The 19,476-nt window shown below is 49.5% G+C and carries 20 protein-coding genes and 1 pseudogene; 3 read left to right on the plus strand and 18 right to left on the minus strand.

Annotation, left to right across the window (positions count from 1 at the left end; translation table 11 throughout):
* Position 1: 1 nt before the first annotated feature.
* The gene (locus JI735_RS07860) at positions 2–1,210 is read left to right on the plus strand and encodes an MFS transporter (RefSeq protein WP_039832259.1); all 1,209 of its coding nucleotides are present in this window, start codon (positions 2–4) and stop codon (positions 1,208–1,210) included.
* Between the two features lie 186 nt (positions 1,211–1,396).
* On the opposite strand, the gene JI735_RS07865 is transcribed toward JI735_RS07860, so the two are convergent.
* Positions 1,397–1,789 (minus strand): tetratricopeptide repeat protein, encoded by a 393-nt coding sequence (locus tag JI735_RS07865; RefSeq protein WP_020434378.1) that lies wholly within the window; start codon positions 1,787–1,789, stop codon positions 1,397–1,399.
* A gap of 87 nt (positions 1,790–1,876) precedes the next feature.
* On the minus strand, positions 1,877–3,061 hold the full coding sequence (locus JI735_RS07870; protein ID WP_267919273.1) for an ATP-binding protein: 1,185 nt from the start codon (positions 3,059–3,061) through the stop codon (positions 1,877–1,879).
* Positions 3,062–3,476: 415 nt separating this feature from the next.
* Between JI735_RS07870 and JI735_RS07875 the strand changes: the two genes are divergently transcribed.
* The gene (locus tag JI735_RS07875) at positions 3,477–5,873 is read left to right on the plus strand and encodes a putative bifunctional diguanylate cyclase/phosphodiesterase (protein WP_039832257.1); all 2,397 of its coding nucleotides are present in this window, start codon (positions 3,477–3,479) and stop codon (positions 5,871–5,873) included.
* Positions 5,874–6,105: 232 nt separating this feature from the next.
* Here JI735_RS07875 and JI735_RS07880 read toward each other — a convergent pair whose 3' ends face one another.
* From JI735_RS07880 to JI735_RS07950, 15 genes are all read right to left on the minus strand, one after another.
* A complete protein-coding gene (locus tag JI735_RS07880; protein WP_039832255.1) occupies positions 6,106–7,110 on the minus strand; it encodes an SIS domain-containing protein in 1,005 nt (334 codons plus the stop codon).
* A 97-nt stretch (positions 7,111–7,207) separates the two neighbouring features.
* Entirely contained in the window at positions 7,208–8,620 is a 1,413-nt protein-coding gene (gene aspA / locus JI735_RS07885) for an aspartate ammonia-lyase (protein WP_411830069.1), read from the minus strand.
* 22 nt (positions 8,621–8,642) lie between these two features.
* Entirely contained in the window at positions 8,643–9,830 is a 1,188-nt protein-coding gene (locus tag JI735_RS07890) for an NAD(P)-dependent malic enzyme (protein WP_039832254.1), read from the minus strand.
* Positions 9,827–10,318 carry an MFS transporter gene (locus JI735_RS36840; protein WP_202677625.1) on the minus strand — a complete coding sequence of 164 codons (492 nt, stop codon included), beginning with the start codon at positions 10,316–10,318 and terminating at the stop codon, positions 9,827–9,829. The genes JI735_RS07890 and JI735_RS36840 overlap by 4 nt, the downstream gene beginning before the upstream one ends.
* Positions 10,252–11,028: an MFS transporter gene (locus JI735_RS07900; protein WP_202677297.1), complete on the minus strand. Its 777-nt coding sequence runs from the start codon at positions 11,026–11,028 to the stop codon at positions 10,252–10,254. Before JI735_RS07900 ends, JI735_RS36840 begins: the two co-directional genes overlap by 67 nt.
* A 52-nt stretch (positions 11,029–11,080) precedes the next feature.
* Positions 11,081–11,734 carry an amino acid ABC transporter permease gene (locus tag JI735_RS07905; RefSeq protein ID WP_039791507.1) on the minus strand — a complete coding sequence of 218 codons (654 nt, stop codon included), beginning with the start codon at positions 11,732–11,734 and terminating at the stop codon, positions 11,081–11,083.
* Positions 11,685–12,422: an amino acid ABC transporter permease gene (locus JI735_RS07910; RefSeq protein ID WP_209439912.1), complete on the minus strand. Its 738-nt coding sequence runs from the start codon at positions 12,420–12,422 to the stop codon at positions 11,685–11,687. The genes JI735_RS07905 and JI735_RS07910 overlap by 50 nt, the downstream gene beginning before the upstream one ends.
* Before the next feature lie 8 nt (positions 12,423–12,430).
* Positions 12,431–13,171, minus strand: coding sequence for an amino acid ABC transporter ATP-binding protein (locus JI735_RS07915; protein WP_039832252.1), 741 nt, complete (start codon positions 13,169–13,171; stop codon positions 12,431–12,433).
* 21 nt (positions 13,172–13,192) lie between these two features.
* Complete coding sequence (locus tag JI735_RS07920) at positions 13,193–14,110, minus strand: transporter substrate-binding domain-containing protein (protein ID WP_051051319.1); 918 nt, start codon at positions 14,108–14,110, stop codon at positions 13,193–13,195.
* 141 nt (positions 14,111–14,251) lie between these two features.
* Complete coding sequence (locus JI735_RS07925) at positions 14,252–14,680, minus strand: secondary thiamine-phosphate synthase enzyme YjbQ (protein ID WP_039832251.1); 429 nt, start codon at positions 14,678–14,680, stop codon at positions 14,252–14,254.
* On the minus strand, positions 14,674–15,534 hold the full coding sequence (locus tag JI735_RS07930; protein ID WP_039832250.1) for an amidohydrolase family protein: 861 nt from the start codon (positions 15,532–15,534) through the stop codon (positions 14,674–14,676). The genes JI735_RS07925 and JI735_RS07930 overlap by 7 nt, the downstream gene beginning before the upstream one ends.
* Before the next feature lie 31 nt (positions 15,535–15,565).
* Positions 15,566–15,814 carry a PfkB family carbohydrate kinase gene (locus JI735_RS37725; protein ID WP_202677298.1) on the minus strand — a complete coding sequence of 83 codons (249 nt, stop codon included), beginning with the start codon at positions 15,812–15,814 and terminating at the stop codon, positions 15,566–15,568.
* Positions 15,703–16,344, minus strand: a complete 642-nt coding sequence (locus JI735_RS07940; RefSeq protein ID WP_202677299.1) for a PfkB family carbohydrate kinase — start codon at positions 16,342–16,344, stop codon at positions 15,703–15,705. Before JI735_RS07940 ends, JI735_RS37725 begins: the two co-directional genes overlap by 112 nt.
* A gap of 267 nt (positions 16,345–16,611) precedes the next feature.
* Positions 16,612–17,352, minus strand: a complete 741-nt coding sequence (locus JI735_RS07945; protein ID WP_020434363.1) for a GntR family transcriptional regulator — start codon at positions 17,350–17,352, stop codon at positions 16,612–16,614.
* Between the two features lie 126 nt (positions 17,353–17,478).
* Positions 17,479–18,708: an MFS transporter gene (locus JI735_RS07950; RefSeq protein WP_039832247.1), complete on the minus strand. Its 1,230-nt coding sequence runs from the start codon at positions 18,706–18,708 to the stop codon at positions 17,479–17,481.
* Positions 18,709–18,883: 175 nt separating this feature from the next.
* On the opposite strand from JI735_RS07950, the pseudogene JI735_RS07955 reads away from it, so the two are divergent.
* A pseudogene (locus JI735_RS07955) lies at positions 18,884–18,976 on the plus strand (winged helix-turn-helix transcriptional regulator); the annotation flags it as partial.
* A 5-nt stretch (positions 18,977–18,981) separates the two neighbouring features.
* Here the strand turns inward: JI735_RS07955 and JI735_RS07960 are convergent.
* Positions 18,982–19,455, minus strand: coding sequence for a MarR family transcriptional regulator (locus tag JI735_RS07960; protein WP_039832246.1), 474 nt, complete (start codon positions 19,453–19,455; stop codon positions 18,982–18,984).
* Positions 19,456–19,476: the final 21 nt, after the last annotated feature.

A 19,476-nucleotide genomic window follows, 5' to 3' on the forward strand; every position in this document is an offset into this window, starting at 1 on the left:
AATGAGCAGCACCACAGCTTCCGCCTACCCGCCAGTCCCCGGCACTCCAGCCTTCGGGCGGCTCCCTTGGGGGAGCTTGCTCGCCCTTGCTATGACTGGCTTCATCTGTATTCTTACCGAAACAGTCCCCGCCGGTTTATTGCTCCAGCTCACTCATGGGCTTGGAGTGACGGAGGCGATGGCGGGCCAGCTTGTTAGCCTATACGCGCTTGGCTCACTGTCAGCAGCCATCCCATTAACCGCCGCGACGCGCGGTTGGCGGCGGAAACCTCTGCTGCTGCTGTGTATCCTTGGCTTTCTCGTCTTCAACACCGTTACCACATTTTCTTCTAACTATTCGCTGACGCTGGCAGCGCGCTTCTTCGCGGGCGTATCTGCCGGTGTCCTATGGGGAATGTCCGCAGGCTATGCCCGGCGCATGGTGCCGGAGCCGCTGAAGGGACGCGCTATGGCCGTTGCAATGGTAGGAACACCTCTTGCTCTGGCGTTCGGTGTTCCTGCCGGCACCTTTTTCGGCGACCTTGCCGGCTGGCGCAGTGTCTTCGGAATCTTGTCGCTGTCCGCGCTGCTGCTGGCCGTCTGGGTGCTTTGGAAGCTGCCGGACTATCCGGGAGAAGATGCCGACAAGCGGCTCCCTTTGCACAAGGTCTTCACTACCCCGGGAGTTCGCCCGGTACTGTTAGTCGTGCTGGCGTGGGTACTGGCACATAACATCCTGTATACCTATATTGCACCTTATCTTACCCAGACGGGGTTTACCGGGCGTGTGGACTTGGTGCTGCTTATTTTCGGGATTACAGCGCTTCTTGGCATTTGGTTGATCGGTGTATGGATCGACCGCCATCTGCGGCCGCTGGTTCTGGTCAGCCTGGCTGCGTTTGCCTTGGCATCCGTCCTGCTTGGCATAGTCAGCAACCAGCCTGGCGTGATCTATCTGGTGGCTGCAGTCTGGGGGCTGACCTTCGGGGGAGCCGCGACTCTGCTGCAGACAGCCATTGCTATAGCCGGCCGCGGGAGTTCGGATGTGGCTCAGTCGATGCTGGTGACGGCATGGAACCTGGCGATCGGTGGCGGTGGTGTGATCGGTGGTATTCTTCTTGAAACAACGGGAGTCCACTCCTTTCCCTGGGTGCTGTTCATTCTGCTGAGTTTTGCACTTCTAATCGCTTGGCGAAGCAGAGCACATGGATTCCCTGCAAAAAGGCTGTAGCATTTCCACCTCTTCCGGACAAAAAGCCCCCATCTGAACCTCAGATGGGGGCTGCCCGTTTCATGCTTAGGAAATACTGGTCTAATCCAGGAAAAGTAAAAAGGCTCTAAACTGCTGCCCGGGCTCCGAACAGTATAGTCTAAAACCTCGTTCTCCTAACTCATTAAGGATGTACCGCCGCTATTCCTATTCCTCTTCCTCGTCAGATTCCTTATCTGCCGGGGCTTCAGCAGCCTCCTTGCGGCTCCATTCCAGAAACTGAATGGTATCTTCATCTTCGGGGTCCAGCTTGTGCGCAATTTCAAATTCCCGGATCGCATCCTGCAGCTCATCCAGATAATAATGGGCGTATCCCACACGGAAATGCCACAGCGGGTCCTTTTTACCCTTGTCCGCAGTCTTCATGAACCACTTCAGTGCCGACTTGTACCGCCCGAGATTGTTCAGTGCTCTCCCCAAATGGGTAGCCAGCTCATCATCAATCAATATCGTCGGCGTTTCTTTGATCCGGTCTACGATTTCCTGATATTTGTCCTCCTCATGCCACTTATTCAATTGTGCGATAAGTTCTTCTCTCATTGCTTATGCCTCCCGGTTGGATTCCTGAAAAATTCTCTGCTTAAGAAATACTTTACCATTATTGGACGGGTGTCTGCCACAGAACGCTTAAGTAGGGATGGTGATCAGGAAGGTTGTGCCCTTCCCTTTTTCACTTTCCACTTCTATAATCCCTTTGACCTTATTGATAGCGCTGTACGCCATCAGCATGCCGAGGCCTGTCCCTTCTTCTTTGGTGGAATAATACGGCTTGCCGAGACGTGAGATTTCTTCCTTGGTCATCCCGATACCGGTATCCTGAATACTGATGACGATGTTTTGCTTTTTCTCCGAAATATCAATGGAGAGCGTGCCCCCGTCCTTTTCCCTCATCGCTTCGATCCCGTTCTTGTAAAGATTGATGAGGCATTGCTGAATCTGGTTTTTGTCATAACATTTATTCAGGGTGTTGTTGAAATTGAACTGGACATCCACTTTATGAATGGTTGCGTAAGGCATGATGATGTTCTTGGTATACTCGGCTTCAGCCTTCATATTGGAACACACCATATTATCGGATTGCGGCTTGGCAAAAGAGAGATAGTCACTGACGATCTTCTCCGCACGGTTCAATTCCAGCAAGGATAATTCGACATAGCCCTTTTCTTCCGGTGTAATCGTATTCGATTTATTCAGCAGCTGCAGGAAACCGCTGGTTACCGTAAGCGGATTCCTGATTTCATGCGACACGCTGGCTGCCAGCTCACTGACCACATTGAGGCGTTCAGACTGCAGAATCCGGTCACGGTTTTTAATATTGGTAATGATCTGCTCGATGAGAATCATAATAATGCTCATAACGGCACCATGCGTCAACAAGGCATAGACAGTAAGTATCCAGAACTGCTGATCCAATTTGTCCGTGATCAATCCCAGATTAATCAGGTACAGTCCCATGGTTAACGCAGCGATGACCACTGCCCACAGGATGCGGCGTTTGGAAGACAGCTTGATGAAGCGTTTGCTGAGATATGGGACCAGCAGCAGCACCGCCGTTGAAAACAGGAAGGAAGGGAAGGTCCCCGCTCCCCCCAGGTAGAACCGGTAAATGTTCATGATCAAGTATAATGGAAGCACATTCCAGTATCCGCCAAACAGAGCCACGAGAATAAACGGAATATATCTGAGATCATAAATAAATCCCATTTCCAGCTTAATCGGCTTGGCAATGCATAAAACCATCGTTATTGCGGACATGAAGACCAGAAGCCTGTTGTTGTACGGATATGCTCTATTCTCAAAGAAAATCACCACGATTAAGACCGGAAACAACAAGAACAGGAAATTTAAAAGTAAGGTTTCAAACAATGGCTAACTTCCTCTCAGTTTGTCTTGCCAGACAACTCCCTATAACTATTTTATCGGAATTTTTCTGCTCTGCACTTCGATTATATACAGAAAAAACCAAAAGTTGGACAATTTTTTTAAAGCTGTTTATCTTTCCGGCTTCGACGCCCCGGATTTTATTGGGTACGCATATGCACACTCCATGGCCTGTAAAACACCGCTAACGTTAATTGGAGGCCATATGCCATTGTTTTTTCGTATTTCCGTCATAAAAGCAGTTTAATTGCTCCCTTTATGGTTTAATTACGATAAATGTCCTATGAAAAAAGGCCTACATAATTTAACTTTTATATTATATCTACATAATGAAAGAGGTACACCGATGTTATACTTAGAACTCCTGCATATGAACTGGCTGCAGCTGGCTCTGGCACTGCTGGCAAGCCTGGCGGCCTGCACTCTCATTGTCTTCGGAACGGTTCCCTTCCGCACTCATGCCCAAGGCCTGCTGGTCTGCTTCACCCGGACGAAGATGATACTGCTGGGAACCGCCACCTTCAGCGCTTCCCATATTCTGATCCCTTTATCTATTAACCTGCCCCTGGCTCGGGAATATTACATCCTGCATCTCCTGTTCACCATGGCCGGCTGCTGGGCTGCCACTTACTTCGGCATCTGGTATTCCAGTATGCCCCGCAGCTATACAAGCCGCCGCTTCAGCATCAGCCTGGGCATTGCCGGCATCATTCTGGTGTTCGATTACCTGAATATCATTTTTCTGTTCCGTGACTATGTGGTCTGGAAGCCCGCACCCGTCCTTATGACGGCAGCTTCCGCGCTCAGCCTGTGCCTGGCCATCCTTCGTGTCCTGGTGATCTCGAACCGCAACCGCGAGTATCATCTTCATTCCAAGGCTACGGTTCCCGGCATTGTGCTCTGTGCAGCAGGCCTGCTGTTAATTCCACTGCTCTGCGCCTTCTCGGTGCTTCCGGTCGGGAACCCCGCTCCGGGAAGTTATCTGCATCTGACTCCCTACATCTTGACGCTGTTTATTTGCAGCGGCCTGTACATCATTCCGGATGCCTACAGAGACACCCGGCAGGAGCGCCAGAACCGCAGAATCATAGAGACAGAGCAGCACTATATGTCGCTGTTTGAGTACAACCCGGACAGTGTGCTGGCATTCGATGCCCAGGGGATCGTCACCGGGCTGAACCGCCAGGCCGAGCTGCTTGCCCGGCAGCTCGGTCAGGAGCTGGTCGGAAGGCATTTCTCGGATCTTTTTGAGGGGGAATACCATGCGCTGGCCCAGCATCATTACCGGCATGTTCTCCGCGGCCAATCCAGCACCATCGAGCTGGAGCTGAGAAATCCCGCCGGCGGTATGCTGACCTTCTGGCTCACCTCGCTGCCGATTGTGGTTGAAGCTGTGCCGGTAGGCATCTACAGCATCATTAAAGATATTACCAAGAATAAAAAGGACCAGGAAACCATCCGCCATCTCGCCTATTCTGATGAGCTGACCGGGCTTGCAAACCGCCGCTCCTTCCACAATCTGCTGCTTGAACATACGGAGCATACCGGCGTTCCCGCTTACCCGTTCACACTGTTCTTCATTGACCTGGACCGCTTCAAGCGGATCAATGATCTATTTGGCCATTCCTTCGGCGACAAGGTCATCCAGCAGGCGGCCAGCAAGCTGAAGCGCTGCCTCCCTTCCTCCTGCAGCATCGCACGGATGGGCGGGGACGAATTCACAGTGCTGGTGCCCCACTTGCGCTCAGGGGCAGAGACGGAATCCCTCGCTGCCAGCATCGTGGAAGAGTTCGCCCATCCCTTTGAAGTGGGCAACCACTCGGTCAAGCTGTCTGCTTCGGTAGGAATCGCCCGCTTTCCGGAGGACGGGCTGGATGCCGACTCGCTGGTGAAACACGCCGATACCGCGATGTACAGCGCTAAGGAGAACGGCAGCTCCCAGTACCAGTTCTACGATGCGGAACGCGACCAGACCAGTCTGGAGCGGATTATTCTGGAGAATGATCTGGAGCAGTCGCTGGACAATGACCAGATCAGGCTGTTCTACCAGCCTAAAATCGATATCCGCAGCGGTGAAATCGTTGGTCTTGAAGCGCTGGTGCGCTGGCAGCATCCCCTTCTGGGCATGATTCCTCCCCTGGAGTTCATTCCGCTGGCGGAGAAATCGGGATTCATTATTCCGCTGGAGCAGTGGGTGCTCCGCACGGCCTGTGCCCAGGTAAAAACCTGGGAGCAGGAGGGCCGCCAGGTCGTTCCCGTGGCCGTGAATGTCTCGCAGATTCATCTGATGAAACCGGATATTTTTCAATCGATTATGAGTACAATCCATGAGCTGGATTTTGACACCCAGCTGCTGGAGCTGGAGATTACAGAGAGTGCAATGATGCACAACGAAGACCATGTGATCAGCATCCTGAATGATCTCCGGAGAGCCGGGATTTCCGTATCGATGGACGATTTTGGGACAGGCTACAGCTCACTCAGCTATTTGCAGAGTCTTCCTATCGGCTGCCTGAAGATTGACCGGTCCTTTGTCCGCAAAATCACTACAGACACCGACAGCCGGGCTATTGCCGAGATGATTATCTCGATGGCCAAGCAGCTTGGGCTGACCATCGTCGCCGAAGGCGTGGAGACGGAAGAGCAGGTTGCGCTGCTCAAGGAAATTCAGTGCTACAATGCCCAGGGCTTCTATTATAGTAAGCCGGTAAGCGCGGATGAGATCACAAGCATATATTTATAGAATTACTCTCATGCTTTCCGGGTAAGAGACTGAGCGCCTGGAGGAACGAATTGTTTTTGGGAGATGCTGAGAGCTGTGAAGATCGGGTTGGGGAGTCACTAGGTTACATTTAAATAAGAGGCTGTCCCAAGCAGCCATTTCATGGCATATGGGACAGCCTCTTTCTTCGCGAACAGGAGGGGGATTTTACGGAAATCCTATGTTCATAAAAGAAGTTTGTTATCTATCCGACTTAATAAGGAACCTTGAACATATAACGTCTTTCTTCCAGCGGATGCCCGGTAGCCTTGGCAAGCTCAACCGCGTATACACGCAATACAAGGTTCATCACCAGTGGGGCGATATAACCCTTCACTTCTTCCTCTATGCCGGTCAAATCAAATTGCTCAGCATCGATCACCAGCATTTTTTCCCCGTGTTCCTTCAGGAACTTCAAGGCCCGCTCTTCCATCGGACGTGTTTCATCAAGGCCCATCAATAATATGAATGGAACATTTTTGTCCAGGATTTCAAACGGGCCATGAAAGAATTCCCCGGCATGAATCGCATGTGAGTGAATCCACTGCATTTCCATCAGGATGCAAATTGCAAAGGAATACGCAATCCCGTAGTTTGATCCGCTAGCCATGGTATACATTATTTTCTCATCTTTATATTCGGCGGCGAACGCCTTGGCTGGAGCAAGATACTGTACCTTGGCTTTTTCCAGCACCGTATCCATGTTCTCCAAGCTGCTTAGAAGCTTCAAGTACAGTTCATTTCCCTCCTGCACATATAAAAGCCCCATGGTAAGACGGTACAAAATGGAATAGTTCATGATCTCGGGAAGTGGATCAAGCTCCCCCGGAGGCGCCCAGCTGTAATTAACAATGAAATCCGATTCATCAGCCAGCGGAGCGGTGTCTACATACATCAGTGAAACTACAAGAGCTCCCTTGGATTTAGCAAAATGTGCAGCGTCCGTAGTCTCCGGCGTCTTTCCTTTATGAGAGCAAAGGATGACCAGCGAGTCCGCTCCAAGTGACTTAGGATTGCGGTAAATGAACTCATTGGAGCTATAGATTTCTGCTGTAATGTTACTGGATTCACGGTCAATAAAATATTTGCTTGGATACATTAGGGCAGACGATCCGCCGCAGGCCACATAAAAGACGTTATTAATGCTTTTCTGCTTAAAAGCCTCCAGAATCCTTTCCACTTGGAATTGCGCTTTAGTTAATCTGTCTACAGTACTCATTGCATGATTACCTCCATTATTATATTCGTTATATGTTGTTATGTTATAATATATAACATTACAATCGAGTGAAGTCAACCTGCCTTTGCAGGTTATTCTAAGTTACCGAACCTGCGATGCCGGGCTCTGTCATGCGGTAGGGGTTGAGAATACGGTCCAGCTCTTCCTCTTTCAGCAGGTTATACCGCAGGCAAAGTGAACGGACAGACTCTCCTGTCTGAATCGCTTCATGCGCAATCCTTGCCGCTTCTTCATAGCCCAAATAAGGATTCAACGCAGTAATCACCCCTACGCTTTGCTTGACATAGCTTTCGCATCTCTCTTTATTCACTGTAATTCCATCGATGCAGTGCTGCTGAAAAACACCTAACGCACGGTTCATAATGCTTAGAGACTGGAGCAAATTAAATACAAGCACAGGCTCCATTACATTTAATTCAAGCTGCCCTGCTTCCGAGGCCATACAAATCGTATGGTCATTGCCCATAACTTGAAAGGCCACCTGATTCACAACCTCACACATTACCGGGTTCACCTTGCCCGGCATGATGGAAGAGCCCGGCTGCCGGGCAGGAAGCTTAATTTCCCCCAGACCCGCCCGTGGCCCCGAAGCCATAAGCCGCAAATCGTTGGCTGCTTTGGACATATTGATCATAGCGATCTTGAGCGCAGCAGAAACCTCCGTATAGGCATCCGTATTCTGGGTGGCATCGGGCAGATGTGCTGCGTTCTCTAACGGATAACCGCTGATATCAGCCAGCAACTCTACAACCTTGCTTATATAACGGGGGTCAGCATTTAATCCGGTACCTACGGCAGTGGCCCCCATGTTGATTTCATACAAATGGAACTTGGTCTGCCTGATCCGTACCAGATCCCTTCCCAGCATTCTGGCATAGGCGGCAAACTCCTGTCCAAGCCGGATGGGAACCGCATCCTGAAGATGGGTCCGGCCCATCTTGATAATGCCATCAAACTCTTCAGCCTTCCGGACAAAGGCGCCGTGCAGGCCTGCCATGGTCACCAGCAGTTCATCGATCAAATAGAGGACGGCAATATGAGTAGCCGTGGGAAAGCTGTCGTTGGTAGACTGCGACATATTTACATGTGAATTAGGACTGATCATGGTGTAATCGCCCTTCACTCCTCCGAGCAGCTCAATCGCACGGTTCGCAATCACCTCATTAGCATTCATGTTGATCGATGTGCCCGCCCCGCCCTGTATGGGATCTACCTTAAACTGCTCACTCCATTCCCCGGCGATTATCTCATCCGCAGCCTGCACGATAACATGCCCTATCCGTGAGGGCAGGCGATGGATATCCATATTGGCAAGGGCTGCAGCCTTCTTGACCATGGCCATGGAGGTGATTAAGCGTTCATGAATAGAGTAGCCGGTGATCGGAAAATTCTCGATGGCCCTCAGCGTTTGAATTCCATAATAAGCATCGGCGGGAACTTCCATTTCACCGAGAAAATCATGCTCAACCCTGACAAGTTTGTTCAACAAAGCGGAGAGCCCCCTTCATCCCTTATATTTCAAAGCCTGGCGGGATAATCTTTGCAATGCCGCTTGATACCGCTGCCTCAATTACAGCTTGCCTTACCTTAATAACGACCTGATCGTTGAACAGGCTGGGAATAATATACGCTGCGTTCAGTTCGGTATCCCTAACCACCGCAGCGATCGCCTGGGCGGCTGCCAGCTTCATCTGATCGTTGATACGCTGCGCCCTGCATTCCAGCGCCCCCTTGAAGATGCCCGGAAAAGCCAGCACGTTGTTGATCTGATTGGGATAATCACTCCGCCCGGTAGCATATACCCGGGCGTATGGCAGAGCAAGCTCAGGCGATATCTCCGGTTCGGGATTTGCCATAGCGAACACGATAGGCAAGGGGGCCATGCGCTGCACATCCTGCGGCTGCAGAATGCCGCCGCGGGAGACGCCGATAAAAACATCCGCACCGGCAATCACCTCCTGCAGCGTACCGGGCTGATCCTCGACCCCGGACTGCCCGGCGAGCCATTGCCACTTGGGATGAGTATAATTCCCGCCTCTTATAAGCGCTCCCTCCTGATCGACAGGAACGAGATGCCGGGCACCCGCTGCAAGCAGCATCCTGCAAATGGATACCCCTGCCGCTCCAACGCCATTAACAACAATACGGACATGATCTATTTGTTTGCCGGTAACCTTCAACGCATTGATCAAACCTGCCAAGACTACAATAGCTGTTCCATGCTGGTCATCATGGAACACCGGAATATCCAGCTCCTCCTCCAGACGGCGTTCAATCTCAAAGCACCGCGGCGAGCTGATATCCTCCAGATTAATGCCGCCGAAGATAGGCGCAATCGCTTTTACCGTACGTATAATTTCCTCGGTATCCGTGGTATCGAGGCAGATCGGAAAGGCATTGATTCCAGCCAGCTGTTTGAACAGCACAGCCTTTCCTTCCATGACCGGAGCAGCAGCATAAGGGCCAATATTGCCAAGTCCCAGCACAGCGGTTCCATCCGTCACGACGGCAACCATATTCCGTTTGACCGTCAGTGCATATACCTGTTCCGGGTCTTCATGAATCGCGGTGCATACCTGAGCTACCCCGGGAGTATATATTCGGGCCAGATCATCATGGTTGAGGATCGGCAGATTGGGCCGGGTGTGTATTTTACCACCCTGATGAGCCAAAAAAATCCGGTCGGTAATGTCGATCATACCTTTAGTCTCCCCTCACGTCTCTTCACTCTTCCGAGCGAGGCGAAGCCCGCTGCTCCAAGCAGGCTCATGACAGCAGCCCCCTGGAACAAAAGAGAATAGCCTCCACGTTCAACGACCCATCCGCCTATATTGCTGGCTACAATTCCTGCAACATTTGTATAGACAACAACGAACAGGGAATGCGCTGTTGTCTTCGCCCTATCCGAACTGTTGTCATAGGCATAGTTCACACCTGCCGACAGAAACAGGGCATAGGTAAGTCCTGACAGCATCTGGTTAGCCATAAGAATTTCAAATGACGGCTCCAGCGAAAGCACATACCATCGGAGCGCACCCGCCAGTGAAACAGCCGTCAGTATTTTGACATAGCCGAATTTCCTGATGATATAACCTGAGAATAAAAAGACCGGAATCTCTGTCAGAGATGCAGCAGTATAGAGCAGGCCGATTTTCGCCGAAGCCTCTCCCCAAAATGGCTGATATATACGGAGTAAAAGGCATTATTCATTTGCGGCCCGATCGCTGCCAAAAATACAGGAATGAGAAACCATACAAATTTCGGTTCCTTTAATAAGGTGATCATTCCGGCGGTCATCCCGCTTCGCGGCGCCCCTTTTCCCGCCATCTCCGGTTTCGGGCGCCCCTTTCTGTCTCCCGGGATGGAGAAGGTTAGCAGACAGACTAAGGTCATGGTGAGGATATAGGCAGCAAACACAGTGGATATTCCGAAATGCTCATACATCTGGCCGAATACGGCCACAGCCAGGCCGAAGCTGATCGAACCCACCACACGAATGGCTCCATAGCTAAGCGAGTTATGTTTGGCATGGCGCACAGTAACGGCATCAATCACCGGTAAAGTAGCGGAAGAGAAGACTGCCAGCACAACGGATATCACGAGATGCAGCCAGAAATGATGCCCTGCAAACCGGTAGGTTACAACGACCCAAGGGGTAATTCCTGTGCTGATGAGCAGCAGCCATTTAGCCATGCCGTAATAATCAATGAGCATGCCCCAGAGCGGCTGGACCAAAAATCCGACCAAAGGACCAATAGAGAAGATGAGTCCGATCTGCTGTGTCGATAATCCATCCTCCGCAAACCAGTAGCTGATGAACGGCAGATAAGAAGCGTAAGCAATGTAGAAAAAATAATTATAGACATGCAGGGAATATTTCCGGTAGCTAATCTTCATAAGCCCCTCCGGCTGCAGCAGGTTAAGGTTCCAATTGCCTAGTGTTTAGCCGTTAGCGGTACGAACGCTCCAAACGTTTAGCCCACATGGACAAGGGGTAACAGATAACAAAATAGACCAACAGCACCAGCACATAGATCTGAAAAGCGATGGAACCTCCCTGCATGATCTCTACCCGCTCAATCACGAGCTGGGCAGACTTGAGAAAATCCAGATTTCCTATCAAAACCGACAGGGTAGTGGACTGCACCAGATTGGACAAAAGCCCGATAATCGACGGGAGCATCCGGCGGAATGCCTGCGGCAGGATAACATACCGCATCGTCTGCACAGAGCTCAGACCAAGGGAATGAGCCGCTTCGAACTGCGTAGGAGGAATCGACTGAATCGCTCCGCGCACAGCTACGGATATGTTGGAGCTGCTCCAGACACTGAGTGCGATCATTGCTGAAATATAGCTATTGACATATATCCCCGCCTCCGGGAGCATAAAGAAGACAATGAATAAGGTTATGACGATAGGCAATCCCCGAAAGAGTTCGGCGTAGCCTCTGGCAATCGACGAGACGAGTCTGTTCTTTGCCATTTGGAGCACGCCCACACCAATCCCGATGATCAGCGCAATACACAGGCAGCTAATGCTTAGAAGCAGCGTGTTAATTACCCCTTCTAAAAGAAAGTGCGAGTTTTTCAACAAAACCTCCACGGCCCTTTCCTCCCTTCACCGTCTTTTTGTTGAAATCCAGTCTTCTTTCGATCCTGCTGAACAGATAGGAGGCTCCCCAGATCAGCGCTAAATAAATGACTGCAATCGCAAGCAGCATTTCATAGGTTTTGAAATCATAGGCCATGCGGTCCACCGCCACAAAGGTCAGCTCGACGACACCAATCCCTGTCATATAAGCCGAGTTCTTGATCACGGAAACCGCTGTATTGGAGAAGGCCGGAAAGCTGATCCGGAACCCCAGAGGGACGATGATATGCCGCACCACCTGCCATCTGCTGAGCCCGAGGGACTCACCGGATTCAATCAAGGATTTCGATACGGCGTCTGTGCCTCCACGAAAGTTCTCGACCGCAAAGGCTCCGCCCCACAGAGAAAGGGTCACAATGCCCACAGTCACTGCATCCAGCTTAATTCCTATTATGGGGAGGCCAAAATAAACAAAGAATACATGTACCAGAAGAGGGGTGTTCCGGATAATATCTACATAAACAGCTACAATCCGGGATACTACCGGCACCTTGAGTGTTCTGGCTGCAGCCCCGCTGAGGCCAATCAGGAGTGAGAACAGGATAGCCAGCACGCTGATAAACACCGTCATTTTAAGGCCTACCATAAGCACGGGCAGCGTTTGAATGATATAGCCGAAGTCAAAGCTCAACCTACTCACCCTCCCTTTTACATCACATTGCGCAGAAATTGCCGGGTCCGCTCTTCCTGGGGATTGCCGAATATTTGCTCAGGCGGACCCTGTTCCACGATTACACCCTGATCCATGAAGATAATCCGGTCACCCACATCGCGGCCAAAGCCCATCTCATGTGTAACGATGATCATTGTAGTTCCGGTATGCGCCAACGCCTTCATTACATCCAGCACATCCCGGACCCTCTCAGGGTCCAGTGCCGAAGTAACCTCGTCAAAGAGGATGACTTCCGGATTCATCACCAGGGAGCGGGCAATGGCTACGCGCTGCTGCTGTCCTCCCGATAATTGCGAAGGGTAGCTGTCCGCTTTATCAGACATGCCTACCTGCTTCAGCAGTTCCTCGGCGCGGGGCAGCACTTCCGCTTTGGTTTTATTCTGCACCTTTAATGGAGCGAGCAGCAAATTCTCCATGACGGTAAGATGAGGAAAGAGATTGTAGCTCTGAAAGACCATCCCGATCCGTTGGCGGACCTTTTGAAGGGAAGCAGGGGTATACTCGATCGCAGCCTCATCGATAAAGATCTGCCCGTCGTTAATTCCTTCCAAGCCGTTGATGCAGCGGAGCAGCGTGCTTTTTCCTGATCCGCTGGGACCTATAATAACTATGACCTCCTGGGAATATACTTCAAAATTGACCCCCCGGAGAATCTGAAGCTCCCCGAACCGTTTGTGCAGATTGCGGATCGTCAATTTGGGTTTGTTCGTCTCCATCTTATAGCCTCCTAAATTCCCTTATGGACGCGGGATCATTTCCATTGGATCAAGATCGCCTGCTTTTGGCAAATACTCTTCAATCAATACCTTGAAGTAATCCTCCTGTCTCATCTTTTCGAGGGAGCCATTAAGGAAATTCAGCATTTCCGGTTCATTCTTGCGTGCACCCATCGCCATGGGGGCAAAGGCCACCTGTTCACCCACGATTTTATATTCCGGTGAAGTCTTAATGAACTCAGACATCAGCACGGCGTCATGGAACATGGCATCGGCCCGTCCATCCTTCAGCGCCCGGAAGGCATCCGCGTTGCTCTCAATCTTCATCTGCTCCGCAGTCGGCACATTTTCTTCAAGGTAGGTGGAGCCTGTGGACCCTTTGATTACTATGACCTTCTTTCCGGCGAGATCAGGGATAGAGGTAATCCCGCTGTTCTGGGGAACAACTGTAACGGCGCCGCCGTCAAAGAATGTGGTCGTGAAATCAAGCTGCTTTTTCCGCTCTTCAGTTACTCCCAGTGTAGCTGCAATAAAGTCTATTTTCTTGGAGGTAAGATACGGAATGCGGTTAGTGGCATTGACCGGGATAAACTCTACGGCATTAGGATCACCGAAGGCATATTCAGCCATTTTACGCACAACGCCAATTTCATAACCGGCATTATTCCCATTCTCATCAAGGTATCCAAGCGGCGGATAGTCTACTTTAACACCCACAACCAGCTTTCCTCTTTCCTTTACAGCCTCAGGGAGAGCAAGGGAATCTGATGTGGCAGGAGCCGTGGAAGAAGCCGTAGGTTCAGAGGAAGCTCCCGGGGCTGCATTGGTCGCACTCCCCGTGTTGGACGCTGCATTATTGCCGCAGCCTGCCAGAGCAAGTATACATACCAGAACCATTAACAATGTGATTGCTGCCTTGTTGCCTACCGCTTTTTTCATCTCAAATCCCTCACTTCACTAGAATTGTGTGTACTGCAATCAACGCATAAATGCCAGACGGTCCATCCCCGGACGCTGCATTGTCATGTAAGCGCATCCCAGCCATGGAATCAGAACGTATTCCAGCGGAAACTCCGGGATTTACTCGCCCATAACCTGAATGTAGACTTTTCTGCTCTTGGGGCCATCGAACTCCACAAAATATACATCTTGTGCATCCCCGGTAACCATGATTCCATCCTGGACGACGAACAGGCAGCTATTGCCGGACAGCATAGATTTTAGATGGGAAGGGGAGTTGCTGCCGGTTGCCCCATAGCTGGGAAGAAAGTGGGCATGGGCATAGGGCGCATCCTTGGGAATCAGCCTTTCCAGGGTCTCCTCAATGTCTGTTTCCACACATTCAAGGCCTTCATTGACCATAATGCCGGTTGTCGTATGCGCTGTAATCACAGCGGCCAAGCCATTTTTGATACCCGAGCCAGCGACAAATTGCCTGATTTCCTCTGTAATTTTAATCATCTGGAATTCTGATCTGGTCTGAAGCACAATACATTTGGTATTCACCATCTCTGCTCACTCCCTCCGATAAATCGCATTGCGTTGCCGCTCAGAATATTCTCCAGTGTGGATGGGCGGAAGCTCAGGCCCTTCAGGGCAGGCAGCAGGCGTTTGGCCCTGAACCTTGGACTGTTGGTACCGAACATTACCTGATACTTCAGGTTTCGTTCAATCCATAGCGGACCCATATTCCGTGTAAATACCTGCTCGTAGAAATCCTTTGCGTTATCCATGTGCAGCAGTGAAGTATCTGTATAGACATTGGGGTATTTCAGCAGCAGCATTACCGTCTCATGAATCCACGGCCACCCGAAGTGTGCCAGACACATCCGCAGCCCGGGGTAAGCCATGGCAACCTCCTCAAAATGAAGCGGGTGGGAGTACTTGGCTGGAGCATCAGGCTGCCAGGTCATTCCGGCATGGAACATAATGGGTTTATCGTACTCCAGACATTTCTCATAGATGGGCTTCAGCAGCTTGTCGTAAGGATAGAATCTCTGCTTCGATGGATGAAGCTTGAGTCCTTTCAGCCCCAGCTCTTTAAAAGCATAGTCGAGTACATCCGCAGCATCCTTGCGGTAGGGATCAACACTCGCGAAGCCGATGAACCGGTCGGGCTCCAGACTCACAAGCTTGGCGATCTCTTCGTTAGTCACGATACAGCCGCCGCTTTGTGTGGTCAGATCCTCGGGCAGCAGTACCGATTTATCAACATTCATATAGTCCATCTCAATCTTGACCGATTCAATGGAATAGGGAGACTGCTTGTAAATGCCGAACTGCTCCTTGCGGAACTTCAACTGCTCAGGGTCTTCACAAATATCTTTGTAAAAAATAGGATGGGTATGCACATCAATAATCATCCTAAGGCACCGCCTTTCAATAGTTTTTTTCTCAATAAGGCTCGAATTTGGCAACCACGGCAGCAGCTGTTTCAGCTCCTATACGCAATGAATCCGGGATGGACCTGCCCTGGATAACCCCGTACATAAAGCCTGCACAGAAGGAATCCCCCGCCCCCACCGTGTTCACTACAGGAACCTTAAGGATGCCCTCCCGGAAAAAGGACTGCCCGTCATACGCAATGCTCCCTTTCTCCCCAGAGTGACTACCACAACCCGGGGTCCCAGAGCCTGCGCCCATTTCATATATTCCAGAATCCGGGTATCGTCCTGATCGTAGGAGAAGAAGGCATAATCCACATCCGGCAGAATGGGTTCTGGAATAGAGTTGACTTTGGTAGTAAAGTCGAATACTACAAGGACGCCGCTGGCGCGGAACCGGGGGAGCCACTCAATAATATTTCCGGACAAATTGGTGTGAATCATCCCATGTTCAAGCACAAAGGCGATATCATCATCCGTAAGCGCAAAATTCTCCATAACCCCCGCAAGCTTTTCCTTGTGCACTCTGTCATTTCCATTGAGGTCCATTTTGAAAATCGCAGTATCTCCTTCCTCCACATGAAGATGGGAGACATCCACATTCTCTCTGCGCAGGACCTCTATCATCAGTTCCCCATGCTTGTCCGTACCCACGGCACTTATCATGGAACTCTGAATCCCGAACCGGCTCATGTGAATTATGAAGTCCACGCTGTTTCCGGTCGGATAATACCTCTGCAAATTGTCGTAAATGTCCATACAATTGAAGCCAACACCCGCAACCCGCATTTTCCCCCTCCTTCTTGAGATAGCATTCAGTGTTCAGGAAGATGAGCAACTTATTATATGTTGTAATATTATATTATATACCATTATCAATAGTGTTAAGTCAATCTTATATTTTTTGGATAGCGTTTTCATGAGTTATGTTTCATGACATAACACGGGAAATTGATAAAAATTTAAACAAAAAAACATGTATTATGTAATGTAAATTTACATAATACATGTTTCTAAGAGTAATTTATTCCCTTTCCTCCCGCATCCGATGAACGATTAGAAAGTTCCGCTTTTTTTGGTATCTATCGTAAAAATCACTTTGTTGGTCATGTATAAGGAATTCGATAAATGAATCAGCCGATCCGTCTTATCAAAGCTTGCTTTTTCAATGGCAAACAGCGGGGTTCCCCGGTCACACCGGAACAGGTCCGCATCGTACTCTGAAGCAGCTACGACCTCAAGTGTTTTTTGGGACCGGCACAATTCCACGTTGTATCGCTTCTTAAGAATACTGTAGGTAGATGCACTCTCTCCAATATGCTTCTCCAGATCCGGGAGCAGATTAAGGGGGTAATAGGAGGTCTCGATAATAAAAGGCTCATTATCAATGAAGAGCAGCCGGTGGACATTAAGTATGGGATCATGGGGTGCAATATTGAAGGTTTTGGCCAGCTTCTCGTCTGCCTGAATAACCTTGTTGAATAAAATCTGCGAGCTTGGTGTTTTCCCCGATGCTGTGGTAAGCTCAGAGAACCCTCCCACCGATATCAGCTCACGCATAACCTTTGCCTCTTTAACGTATGTTCCTTTTCCCTGCTGCCGATGCAGAATCCCTTCTTCTACCAGGTCCGTAATCGCTCTTCTGGCGGTAATCCGGCTTACACCGTACATCTCGCATAATTCCGCTTCCGGCGGCAGCTGCTGGCCTGCCTTATATACTCCACGTTCTACGTCTTCTTTCAATATCTGTTTAAGCTGAAAGTACAGCGGTTTTTGACTCAAATTATTCAACTTCATTCCTACACTCCCATTCAGGGGATTCCCCCTCCGTTATAATACATAGACCTCTCAAAGTATAATATATTATAGGTTGTATTATGTCAAAAAAAGAGATACATCATAAAAAAGCCCAGACATCTAATGTCAGGGCAGCGTTCTCTTGTATAAAACGGGTAGAGCCGCTCCTATAAGGATCATCCCCATAACAGCGGGTGCGGCATGGCCAAGTGACACATAGATTTGGCCTCCAAGAATAGGCCCGAGCATTCTTGCCAAAGCCTGAATAGACTGGCTGCCTCCTTGAATCCTTCCTTGTTCACTGGAATCGGCAGACTTGGAGAGCATCCCGTTGAATGATGGCCCAAAGACCGAATCCCCAAAACCAAATATAAACATTCCAGCGATAAGAAGGGGGTAGAAGGAGAACAACGCGGACAGCGCAATAAGACTGTAGCCAATCATCTCCGAAACCATCCCAAGCATCGCTATCTGTTGATCACTAAGTTTTTTCAAAAGCTTTGGCATTATGAGCCCTTGTGAAAGGATGTCCTGGAAGCCCATGATTGAAAACATAAGCCCGATTAGTGCAGGCTTCCAGTTGAAAGTATCCATTGTAAATTGTGAAAAAACCGCCTGTAAAGATCCGCCCGGTATCCACAGTAAGAACGCAGAGACAAGCAGCCTTTGTAAGCTTTTTATGGAAAGTATGTTTGCAAGCTGTGTGAATGGATTCAGTCTTACCAAGGCAATCTCTTTCAGTCTATGATTCTTGTCAAGGCTCTCAGGCATAAAAAAGAATCCATAAACAACATTCAATAAAGTGATTATTGCTCCAAAATACATAGGTACAGCATAACCAAACCTGGCAAGTAATCCGCCTAGAGTCGGGCCAATGACCGTACCTGCACCTACAACCGCACTCACCCAGCCAAAGTACTTGGTTCTCTGTTCTGCAGGAATGATGTCTGCAAAATATGCGAAGATCGTGCTTATGCTCCCGCCTGTAACACCTTCTATTATACGCCCGGCAAATAGTACCCACAGGGCTCCGCCTACGCCAAAAACGAAGTACCCGGCTGCAGAACCCAAAAGGCATATCAGGAGCAATGGACGACGGCCATATTTGTCGCTCAAAGCACCAAGCACAGGAGCCGCAAAAAACACGCAGACTGCATAAACAGAGGTCAGCAGCGTAACCACTATAGCTTGTTCTCCCGGATTGCTTATATAAGGCTGCACTAAGAATGGCACGACAGGTGTAATAATACTGAAGCCTATACCGCAAAGAAACACAGAGATAAGACCGAATATTAAAGCATGTTTATCTATGGTTTGATCCGTGCTCTGTTCCTTGTGTGATCTAAATTTGAACATTTGAATCCTCCCCCACAAAAGCCATCATTTTATTTTCCTCGGAAACAAAATTATCGTATTACAACTTTGTTTCCTTGTCAACAAAATAACGGCAATAAAAATGCAGCCTGCGCTCAATCGACGCCGGCTGCCTGTGGTTTTAATATGTATTTTTTAATAGAGGATTAAGAGATGACTGAACTTTCAGCTCAGAGGCCTGGAAAAGGATGAGATCGTTACACGAAAGGTTTATAATGAGATCCCACCTAAAGTGGAGTATGAGTTAACGCAAATTTATTCCGACTTAATACCGATACCCTGTTTCTTTATTTCTGCATCCAAATGCCTGCTATACTTTTCCATGAAGCTAAGCATACTGTCAAATTGCTCCTCGGTTACATGCTCAAATACGGCTTTATCCCGCTCTTGAAACTCTTTGTGCAGGTCCTCATGGATTTTGTTAATAACTTCCCCTTGCCCAGTAAGCCTAAAATAGATTTCTTTTTTGTTATCCGGCTTCTGGTAGCTTTCGATCAAGCCTTTTTCTACGAGCTTCTTAGTGATTTTACTGATGGCACCTCTAGTCATATACAAAGACTCGGCAAGTTTTGTCACGTTCGAGTCTACATTTCTTCCAATGGATTCGATGCAATGTATTTCAGAAGGCTTATACCCCTTAAGACTGACTTCCATCTTCGTCTTATTCAGCCAAGCCATCTTGTTAAATAAGTCCCTGAATTCCATTTTGACCTGTTCTTCTTTGTTCATGGCCTGTCCTCCCTGCCCGTT

The sequence above is a fragment of the Paenibacillus sonchi genome, assembly GCF_016772475.1.
Lineage (GTDB): Bacteria > Bacillota > Bacilli > Paenibacillales > Paenibacillaceae > Paenibacillus_AQ > Paenibacillus_AQ sonchi.

Excerpts from the sequence above, each read along its gene's own strand:
- JI735_RS37725 (WP_202677298.1), bottom strand. The coding sequence starts at position 15,814 with ATGGGCGCAGGCTCTGGGACCCCGGGTTGTGGTAGTCACTCTGGGGAG.
- JI735_RS07950 (WP_039832247.1), bottom strand. The coding sequence starts at position 18,708 with ATGTTCAAATTTAGATCACACAAGGAACAGAGCACGGATCAAACCATA.
- JI735_RS07930 (WP_039832250.1), bottom strand. The coding sequence starts at position 15,534 with ATGATTATTGATGTGCATACCCATCCTATTTTTTACAAAGATATTTGT.
- JI735_RS07875 (WP_039832257.1), top strand. The coding sequence starts at position 3,477 with ATGTTATACTTAGAACTCCTGCATATGAACTGGCTGCAGCTGGCTCTG.
- JI735_RS07865 (WP_020434378.1), bottom strand. The coding sequence starts at position 1,789 with ATGAGAGAAGAACTTATCGCACAATTGAATAAGTGGCATGAGGAGGAC.
- JI735_RS07925 (WP_039832251.1), bottom strand. The coding sequence starts at position 14,680 with ATGGTGAATACCAAATGTATTGTGCTTCAGACCAGATCAGAATTCCAG.
- JI735_RS07920 (WP_051051319.1), bottom strand. The coding sequence starts at position 14,110 with ATGAAAAAAGCGGTAGGCAACAAGGCAGCAATCACATTGTTAATGGTT.
- JI735_RS07860 (WP_039832259.1), top strand. The coding sequence starts at position 2 with ATGAGCAGCACCACAGCTTCCGCCTACCCGCCAGTCCCCGGCACTCCA.
- JI735_RS07940 (WP_202677299.1), bottom strand. The coding sequence starts at position 16,344 with ATGCGGGTTGCGGGTGTTGGCTTCAATTGTATGGACATTTACGACAAT.
- JI735_RS07945 (WP_020434363.1), bottom strand. The coding sequence starts at position 17,352 with ATGAAGTTGAATAATTTGAGTCAAAAACCGCTGTACTTTCAGCTTAAA.
- JI735_RS07915 (WP_039832252.1), bottom strand. The coding sequence starts at position 13,171 with ATGGAGACGAACAAACCCAAATTGACGATCCGCAATCTGCACAAACGG.
- JI735_RS07890 (WP_039832254.1), bottom strand. The coding sequence starts at position 9,830 with ATGATCGACATTACCGACCGGATTTTTTTGGCTCATCAGGGTGGTAAA.
- JI735_RS07880 (WP_039832255.1), bottom strand. The coding sequence starts at position 7,110 with ATGAGTACTGTAGACAGATTAACTAAAGCGCAATTCCAAGTGGAAAGG.
- JI735_RS07900 (WP_202677297.1), bottom strand. The coding sequence starts at position 11,028 with ATGAAGATTAGCTACCGGAAATATTCCCTGCATGTCTATAATTATTTT.
- JI735_RS07960 (WP_039832246.1), bottom strand. The coding sequence starts at position 19,455 with ATGAACAAAGAAGAACAGGTCAAAATGGAATTCAGGGACTTATTTAAC.